Below are 9,534 nucleotides of genomic sequence, written 5' to 3'. Positions count from 1 at the left end.
CCTTCCCGAGCGGGCGGTCGCGTGAATGCGGCCGCCCGCTTTCTTTTGATGGGGACGCGCGGCGCGGGCGCTCGCCGGGGCCTGCTTGGAGTACCATAGGGAGGTTGCCCGCTGACCCGAAGGATTGCCATGCCCGGACCGCTGCAGAACTCCCACACCACCGCCGATACCCTCGACCCGGCCAAGCGCGCGTCGCTGCCGCAGAACATCGAGGCCGAGCAGTCGGTTCTGTCGGCGTGCCTGCTCAACGGCGAGGCGGTGGAGGAGATCATCCTGCGCCTCAAGCCGGAAAACTTCTTCCGCCCGGCCCATCGCATCATCTTCGAGGCCGTCTACGACCTGACGGTGCGCCGCATCCCCGTGGATCCCATCGCGCTGGCCGACACGCTCCAGGCCAAGGGCCAGCTGGAGGCCGTGGGCGGCAAGGCCTACCTGGTGGAGCTGGCGGACAACACCTTCGCGCTCACCAACTGGCAGCGCCACGTCGACATCGTCAAGCGCAACGCCATCCTGCGCGAGCTGGTCTACGCGGCCGCCGACATCAACGCGCTGGCCTACGACGCCCCCGACGACCTGAACGAAGTAGTCGAGGAGGCGGAGAAGACCCTGTTCAACGTCACGGAGAAGCGCGTCTCCTCAAGCTTCGTCAAGATGGACACGCTCATCACCGACGCCTTCGAGGAGATCACGAAGCTAGCCGAGCAGAAGACCTCGATGGCTGGCGTGCCCACCGGCTTCAGGGACGTGGACGACCTGTTCCACGGCTTCCGCGGCGGCGACCTGGTCATCTTGGCCGCCCGCCCCGGCGTGGGCAAGACCTCCTTCGCGCTCAACCTGGCCGTGAACGCGGCGAAGTCCGGCGCGGCGGTGGCCTTCTTCTCGCTCGAGATGAGCGCGGGCCAGCTGGTGCAGCGTATCCTGTGCGCCGAGGCCCGCGTCAACCTGTCCAAGATCCGCAGCGGCCAGATCGCCGAGGGCGACTGGGGCGCCATCGCCGACGCGTCCAACACCCTTTCCAAGCTGGAGATCTACATCGACGACTCGCCCGGCCTCTCCATCCTGGAGGCCCGCGCCAAGGCGCGCCGCGAGCTGCGCCACGCCTCCGGCCAGGGCAAGGGTCTCATCATCGTCGACTACCTCCAGCTGATGCAGCCGCCGCAGTCGCGCCGCGACGGCAACCGCGCCGTCGAGGTCGGCGAGATCTCCCGAGGCCTCAAGATCCTCGGCAAGGAGATGGACATGCCGGTCATCGCGCTGTCGCAGCTGTCACGCGCGGTGGAGATGCGCGGCAAGAAGCGCCCGATGCTCTCCGACCTGCGCGAGTCGGGCTCCATCGAGCAGGACGCCGACATCGTCATGTTCATCGACCGCTCCATGGACGAGATGGAGGCCGAGAGCGAGGACCGGCCCGACCTGGGGCAGGCCCAGCTCATCGTGGCCAAGCACCGCAATGGCGCCACCCGCGACATCGACCTGGCGTTCAACCCGGAGTACACGCGCTTCATGGACTTCATCGACGACTCGCGTGTGGCCGGCTATATGTAGGAAAACCTGAGAAAATCGCACATATTCCAGGTATTTACGGTTTTTGACTTTACTTTAGGGCCGCAAGGCTCCACACTGCGCTTGTAGTACTTTTTACCTGCATTACTCACGCCCCGGCGCTGTCTAAGAAGAGGGCTGCCACCCGCTTCGAAGAGGTACCCGGTCTGCGGCCCGTTGGATGGGAAATTGCCGCCCGTTAGTTCCGACGACCACCCGCGCATCCGGATATACCACCGGTCTTCGGGTTCCCGACCCGGCTTGCCAAGACCCGGCAGCGCCCTGCGGGCGGCCATTTCTCCACCATCGAGCACTGCGCCCCTAGGGGGCGTTTTTTTGCGCCGCCGCCGTTTTGGCACCCCGCTCTCCGTGCGCACCGTGGCGCCGGCAGCCTCCGGCTGCCCCCCCCCTCGCTGCCACTTTTTTGCGGAAACGTGGCACAGATCCGGAGTTTGGTACGGTGGCGAGACGCGAAAACGGCTTGATAGCCCTGTTTCGTGGGGACCCGAGAGACAAAACCCCAGGTCGGCTTTTTCAGAGGGTGTCTCGCGAGGGTTCGCCACCGTACCAAACTCCGGATCTGTGCCATCAAAGCCGCGAAATGTGGTTGCGGGCGGGACGCGCGGGGAAGCGTGGGCCCTTTCGGGTATGCTATGCGCAGTGGCGGCGTGGCGGCGATGGCGGAAGGAGGCGCGGTGGGGGATACGCTCAGGTTCATCCATGCGGCTGACCTGCATATCGGCGCGCCTTTCCGTGGGTTGCGGGCGCTCTCTCCGCGGTGGGCCGATCGGCTGATGGACGCCATCCCGCAGGCATGGGACCGCGTGGTGGACGCCGCCGTGCGCAATGACGTGGACTTCGTGGTCATCGCCGGCGACATCTTCGACACGGCACGCGCCTCCTATCGCGACTACCTGCACTTCTTCCGCGGCCTCGAGCGGCTGGAGGAGGTGGGTATCGCCAGCTACCTGTGCACGGGCAACCACGACCCCTACGCCACCTGGCAGCAGGACTTCTTCTCGTTGCCCGCACACGCGGTCATGCTCGCCGCCGATCGGCCCAGCTTCGCGCTGCACGAGCGCGACGGGCGTCCGCTGTGCGTCATCGCCGGTCGCGGCTACCCCAACAAGGTATGGGCCGATGACGAGGACATCGCCGCGGGCATCACCCGCACCGCCGCCGAGCAGGCGCTCGGCCCGCGCGCGACCGAGGCGCTCTTCGGCGTGGGCGTGCTCCACACCGGGCTCGACCTCGATCCGGTGAAGGCCCCCACCAGCCCGTACGCGTTGCGAGCCGCCGGCTTTGACTACTGGGCGCTCGGGCATATCCACCGCCATTGGGAGGACGACCCGGCGAACCCGCGCCTCGTGTTCTCCGGCTGCATTCAGGGACGCGACATCCGCGAGACGGGTCGGCGCGGCGTAAGCCTGGTCACGCTGGAGAAGGGCGCGCCTAACCGTGTCGAGTTCATCCCCACGGCGAGCATCGTCTGGCAGCAGGTGGCGGTGGACGCGTCGGACAGCCCGACGCTGCCAGCCCTGGTGGAGAAGGTGATGCGCGAGCTGTTCGCCGTGAATGGCCGCTCGTCGTGCGAGGAGATGGTGACGCGCATCACGCTGACGGGTGCGACCGACCTCCACGAGGTGCTCGGCCGCCCCGGCGTGCTGGAGGACGTGCGCACGAGCGTCAACGATTCGTATCCGGAGTTCTTCTGCGATGCGCTCATAGACGAGACCACGCGTCCGCGTGATAGGGAGGCGCTGCTGGCGGAAGGCCTGTTCCCGGCCGTGTTCCTACGCGCCGCCGAGACCCTGCGCGCCGATTCAGACGAGGAGCGCGCCTACCTGCAGGAGGAGTTCCTGCGCCGTGGCATCGCGCTGCCCTCGGCGCCTTCGGGCCAGCTTGACAAGCTGGCGGCCGAGGCCCAGGAGCTCGTGCTCGACCTGCTCACCCAGGAGGAGAAGTGATGGGCGCGGAGGGACGGCGCGCGGAAGGCGCCGAAGACGTGCGGGACGTGCGGGGTTCGGAGGGGCAGCACGCGGAGGCGGCTCGGACTGCCGCGAGGGCGTGCGACGCGCGGCGCGGCGCGTACCTCAAGTTTCTGAAGGTGACGAGCTTCGGCGCGTTGAGCAATCGCGTGGTGGGGCCGTTCTCGCCAGGGCTCAACGTGGTGTTCGGGCGCAACGAGGCGGGCAAGACCACGCTGTCGTCGTTCGTGGACGGCGTGCTGTTCGGCTGGGAGGAAGCGCGTGGCACGCGCAACACCTACAAGCCGCAGAACGCCGAGCGTGCAGGTACGCTCGTCTTCGGCCAACTGACCGGGCCTGGTGCGCCCGGCGGCCTCGGGGGCCTCGGGACCTCGCCGGGGGAGGGCCTTCGGGAGGAGGGCGCTGGCGATGCCTCCATCGGCCCCGGCGGCGTCCTGCGAGAGGGCCTCGCGGGAGGGCGCGCCTTCGACGGGGGCTCCGCGGCGTGCGTCGATGCGCCCGACCTCGTGGTCTTTCGGGCGCGCAACGCCGACGGGCTGCAGGGCGACGTGGCGGTGGCGGCCGACATCGACCGCGACACCTTCCGCACCATGTTCTCGCTCAACAGCGACGAGCTGCGCTCGCTGCGCAACACGCCGGACGTGACGGCCAAGCTGCTGACGGCGGGGTCGGGCACGGGGGCCTCGCCGGCCCATGCGCTGTCCGTAGTGCAGGAGCGCCTGGCCGCGTGCACGTCGCGCGCTGCCAGCGCCGAGGGCTCTCTCGTCAAGCTGACGGCCGAACGCAGCGACCTGCGCGCGCAGCTGCATGCGGCTGCCGACGAGATGGACGCCTATCGCAAGCAGGACGCCGAGTTTCACCAGCTGGAGGGTCAGCGCCAGGCCATGGCCGAGCGTGTGGCCGACACCAATGCGGCGCTTGAGGCGCTCTCGGCCTGCCGCGCCGGCACCGAGGGCCTCGAGGCCGAGGCGCGCATGCTCGAGGCCGAGTGCGAGCGCCTACGCGAGGAGGAGCGCCAGGCCGTGGCCGATCGGCGCGCCTTGGAGGGTACGGTGGGCCGACGGCTCGCGCGGCTCTCCAACGCGGAGGACCGCGCCTTGCGTGACCGGCTGGACGCCCTGGGCGCCAAGGAGGAGCGCCAGGCCCACTCCGTCGACCGGGCGCGCGGCAACTTCGCAGCCTCCAAGGCCGCTTACGAGGTGGTGCTGGAGTCCGGTGACGACCAGGCAGAACGCGCACATGAGGCCGCCACGCGCCGCATGCGACTGGCTCTGGCTGCCGCGCTGCCGGTGGTCATGCTGATGGGCGGCCTGCCGCTGTTCGCCCTCGGGCGCGCCCGCGGCAGCCTCACGTACATGTCGCTCGGGCTGGTGATCACCGCCTTCGCGTTGCTGATGGCCGCGGCGGCCTTCGTGATGCTCGTGCGTCCCGACAAGAACGCCGACGCGCGCAAGGAGCGCCTGCGCGACGCGCAGTGGGTGATGCGCCAGGACGAGAAGAAGCTCGCGTCGTGCCTGGCCGACGAGGAGGAGCTGGCAGCGTCCATCCGCGCCGAGCTGGACGGGGCGGGGCTTGCCGAGGCGGAAGGATCGCTGCGTCGGGCGCGCTCCCTGCTCGACGAGGCGAAGGACGTGCGGGCCGAGATGGCGCTTGCCCAGCAGCGACGGCAGGCGGCCACGGCGCGCCTGACCGAGGCCGAGCGGCGCCTGGGCGACATAGCGCTTCAGCGCGACCAGCTCTACGAGCGCGCCGGCATGGAGCCGGGCGCGCCACTGTCCGCCGTGGACGAGGCCGTCTCGCGCCGCACGCTTCAGCGCGAGGGGTTGCTGGAGGCGTCGGAGCAGCTCAACCGCCGCCATGGCGAGCTTCGCCAGCTGCTGGCGCAGGCGGGCACGCTGCGCTCCTTCGACGAGCTGAAGATCCGCTACCAGGCGGTGCGCACGCGCCTAGCCGAGGCCACCGCCGACTTCGAGCGGCTGCTGCTGGCCGAGCGCATGCTTCAGGCGGCCATCGCCACCTGGGAATCCAAGAGCCAGCCGGAGGTGTACCGCCAGGCCAGTCGCCTGCTCGCGGTAATGACCGACGGCCGCTGGACAAGCGTGTCGCTCTCGTCCGAGGGCGTGTTGCGGGTAACCGACCGGGCGCTCACCACGCTCGAGCCGGTGCACCTGTCGCTCGGCACGTGCCAACAGCTGTACCTGGCCATGCGCATGGCGCTGCTGCTGACAGCCGACAACGTGGGCCGCGCCATCCCCATTCTGGCCGACGACATCCTGGTGAACTTCGACGCCGAGCGTCGCCGTGGGGCCGCCCGCGCCCTGGCCGAGCTGGCCGTCACACGCCAGGTGATCCTCTTCACCTGCCACGAGGAGGTAGTCGCCGCCCTCCGTGAAGCCGCCCCAGACGCCACGCGCATCGACCTGTAGCGCCCCGACCCTGCGGTCCCCAGCGCCCGCGCCCGCGGCTTGCGGGCCCCTCGCGGCCCACGGCCCCATGCGCGGGCCCCGCGACTCGCCCCCCTATGCGGGGCCCTCGCGGCTTGCCCCCGCACCCGCGGCGCCGCAGCTCGCGTCGCGGCCGCCGTTTCTGCGCGACATGCGTCCGTGGGCTTCACCTGCGGCGCCTCCTTGGCGAGGGCGTGAAACAAATGTTTCACGTGAAACATACCCCCACCGGGTATCACCCTCTCCCTGCTGTTTCCCGCCCGAGCGGCTCCACCGGGCGCCCACCTCTCCGCACGGGCCCCACGGCTCGTGCGGGCTCCACGGCTCGCACAGGCCCTGCGGCTCGCACAGGCCCCACGGCTCGTGCGGGCCCCGCGCCCCCCCCCGGCGGCTCGTGCGGGCCCCGCGCCCCCCCCGGCGGCTCGTGTCGCGTGCTCGTGGGTCGCCCTCCGGTTTTTTGGGCTGCGCTGCAAATTCAGTCGGTTTTGCACCGGCCTTCACGGCTGCCCGCGCCTTTTTCCTGTGGCCAACAAGGAAAAGGCCAGGTCGCAAATGCCTCGCAAGCCTTTGCCGAGACGCAGCCACTCTGCGGGGAGTGCAAAACCGTCCGAATTTGCAGCGCGGCAGCGTTTTTTAGCAGGTTTTGCCCAGTGCTCGCAGCCTCCCACGCTGGATAGGGGAGTTTGCCCCCGGTTAGCCGTCCTTCTGCGGCCTGCGCGCGCTCCCTATACTATAATTCGGAGGTTGCGAGAGAATCTGCCGTCCGCGGAGGCCCGCGGCCGAAGAGAGGGAGCGAAACACATGCCCAGTACAGTGCTCGTCGGTGCCCAGTGGGGTGACGAAGGCAAGGGTAAGATCACCGACCTCATCGCCGGCGACTATGATTACGTCGTGCGGTTCCAGGGCGGCAACAACGCCGGTCACACGGTCATCCACGGTGACAAGGAGCTGGCCCTGCACCTCATGCCCTCCGGCGTCATGTACGAGAACGCCGTGCCCGTCATCGGCAACGGCGTGGTGGTGGATCCCGGCGTGCTGGTGAAGGAGATGGCCATGCTGGAGGCCGAGGGCGTCTCCTGCAAGAACCTCAAGATCAGCTGCGACGCCCATGTCATCATGCCGTATCACAAGGATCTCGACGGCGCGGACGAGAAGCGCCTCGGCTCCAACCAGATAGGCACCACCAAGCGCGGCATCGGCCCGTGCTACCAGGACAAGATGGGCCGCAAGGGCATCCGCATCCAGGACCTCATGGACGAGCGCATCTTCCGCCTGAAGCTGGAGACGGTGCTTGCCCAGAAGAATCCCATCCTCGAGAAGATCTACGGTCTGCACACCTACACCGTGGACGAGATCTGCGAGGAGTACCTGCCCTACGCGCGCATCCTCAAGCCGTTCATGACCGAGACGGCGTACATGCTCAACACCGCCCTGCGTGACGGCGCGTCCATCCTGTTCGAGGGCGCCCAGGGCACGCTGCTCGACATCGACCACGGCACGTATCCCTACGTCACGTCCTCGTCGTGCTGCGCAGGCGGCGCGGCTACGGGCACGGGCGTGGGCCCGGCGCGCATGGATCGCGTGCTCGGCATCCAGAAGGCCTACGTCACGCGCGTGGGCGGCGGCCCCTTCCCGACCGAGCTCAAGACCGCCGACGAGGGCGGCGTGGGCCAGGACGCACTTGACGGCCAGACCCTGGGCACCATCGGCCACGAGTTCGGCGTGACCACCGGGCGCAAGCGTCGCTGCGGCTGGTTTGACGCGGTCATCGCGCGCTACGCCGCCGATGTGAACGGGCTTACCGACGTGGCCCTCACCAAGTTGGATGTGCTCTCGGCCTTCGACACGCTCAAGGTATGCGTGGCCTACGAGTGCGACGGCGAGCGCTACGACTACTTCCCCATGCAGCAATCGGTTCTGTTCCACGCCAAGCCCATCTACGTGGAGCTGCCGGGCTGGAAGGACGTTGACATCACCGGCTGCCGCTCCTACGAGGAGCTGCCGGAGAACGCGCGCAAGTACGTGGAGTACATCGAGGAGATAACCGGCGTGCCCGCGAGCATCGTCTCGGTGGGCCCGGACAGAGATCAGACCATCATGCGAGGCTGGTAGGGGAGGGCTCCGCTCGGGCGCTGCCCGGGCGCCGTGCCGGGCGCCCTGATGCGCCCGGTGCGCCCCGCCCGCGAGGCGCGCCTCCCGTGGCGCGCACGTCTCCCCGCACCGCGTCGCACCACCTGCGGCGCGGGTCTTCGGAAAGGAACTGCTGTGAACATTCTGGTTTTGGGCTCCGGCGGCCGTGAGCACGCCATCGCCTGGGCGCTGGCGAAGTCGCCGCGCACCGACGTGCTGTACGTGGCGCCGGGCAACGGCGGCACGGCCGATATCGCGGAGAACGTCGCCGACCTGGACGTGATGGACGCCGACGCCGTGCTGCGCTTCGTCGAGGAGCGCAAGATCGGCCTGGTGGTCATCGGCCCGGAGGCTCCGCTCGTCGCCGGCGTGGCCGACGGTCTGCGCGCGGCCGGCGTGGCCGTGTTCGGCCCCAACGCCGAGGGTGCCCAGCTGGAGGGCTCGAAAGCCTACTCCAAGGCGTTCATGGAGGCCAACGGCATCCCCACCGCCGCCTACGCGCGCTTCGACGCGTGCGAGCCGGCGCTTGCCTACGTGCGCGAGCAGGGCGCGCCTATCGTCATCAAGGCCGATGGCCTGGCGGCGGGCAAGGGCGTCGTAGTGGCCGAGACGCTCGAGGACGCGGAAGAGGCCGTGCGCGACTGCTTCGAGGGCGCCTTCGGCGACGCGGGCAAGACGGTGGTCATCGAGGAGTGCATGACCGGCCCTGAGTGTTCGCTCCTGGCCTTTGTCAGCGGCGGCCGCATGTTCCCCATGGCCCCGGCCCAGGACCACAAGCGCGCCTACGACGGCGACATGGGCCCCAACACTGGCGGCATGGGCGTCTACTCGCCGGTGCCCATCGTCACCGACGACGAGATGGCCGCCATGGTGGCCATCATGGAGAAAGCAGCCGCAGCCACCGCGCGCGAGCCCTTCGCGGCCGACTACCGCGGCACGCTCTACGGCGGGTTCATGCTCACCCCCGAGGGCCCGAAGATCGTTGAGTTCAACGTGCGCTTCGGCGACCCGGAGACCCAGGTGGTGCTGCCGCGCCTCAAGACCGACCTGGTGGACGTCATGGTCGCCGTGGCCGAGGGGCGCCCCCAGGACGTGAGCTTGGAGTGGTCGGACACCTGGGCCGTGTGCGTGGTGCTGGCCAGCGAGGGCTACCCCGGCTCCTACGAGAAGGGCAAGGTCATCCTGGGAATCGAGGAGGCCGAGGACATCCCCGGCGTCACCGTGTTCCATGCCGGCACCCGCGTGAACGCCGATGGCGAGCTGGTGACCGCCGGCGGGCGCGTGCTCAACGTGGTGGCCCTGGGCGACAGCTTCGAGGAGGCCCGCGAGCGCGCCTACGAGGCTTGCGACCTCATCAACTTCGAGGGCAAGCAGCTGCGCAACGACATCGGCAAGAAGGCCCTGCAGGGCCGTAGCGCTTGGGAGTAGCC

5 protein-coding genes are annotated in these 9,534 nt (G+C 69.1%); all 5 read left to right on the top strand.

From position 1 onward, the window contains the following. Positions 1–129: 129 nt before the first annotated feature. Positions 130–1,545 carry a replicative DNA helicase gene (gene dnaB, locus AC6I0Y_RS11055; RefSeq protein ID WP_160710453.1) on the top strand — a complete coding sequence of 472 codons (1,416 nt, stop codon included), beginning with the start codon at positions 130–132 and terminating at the stop codon, positions 1,543–1,545. Positions 1,546–2,237: 692 nt separating this feature from the next. Next, the gene (locus tag AC6I0Y_RS11050; RefSeq protein ID WP_497731938.1) at positions 2,238–3,509 is read left to right on the top strand and encodes a metallophosphoesterase family protein; all 1,272 of its coding nucleotides are present in this window, start codon (positions 2,238–2,240) and stop codon (positions 3,507–3,509) included. Further along, complete coding sequence (locus AC6I0Y_RS11045) at positions 3,509–5,956, top strand: AAA family ATPase (protein WP_497731934.1); 2,448 nt, start codon at positions 3,509–3,511, stop codon at positions 5,954–5,956. Before AC6I0Y_RS11050 ends, AC6I0Y_RS11045 begins: the two co-directional genes overlap by 1 nt. An 819-nt stretch (positions 5,957–6,775) precedes the next feature. Then, a complete protein-coding gene (locus AC6I0Y_RS11040) occupies positions 6,776–8,086 on the top strand; it encodes an adenylosuccinate synthase (RefSeq protein WP_160710350.1) in 1,311 nt (436 codons plus the stop codon). 153 nt (positions 8,087–8,239) lie between these two features. Next, positions 8,240–9,532 carry a phosphoribosylamine--glycine ligase gene (gene purD, locus AC6I0Y_RS11035; protein ID WP_497731930.1) on the top strand — a complete coding sequence of 431 codons (1,293 nt, stop codon included), beginning with the start codon at positions 8,240–8,242 and terminating at the stop codon, positions 9,530–9,532. The last annotated feature ends 2 nt before the right edge of the window (positions 9,533–9,534 follow it).

The sequence above is a fragment of the Adlercreutzia sp. St.1H8 genome (genome assembly GCF_059728655.1).
Note: the sequence above shows the minus strand (reverse complement) of the source record. Positions and strands in the feature narration are given on the sequence as shown.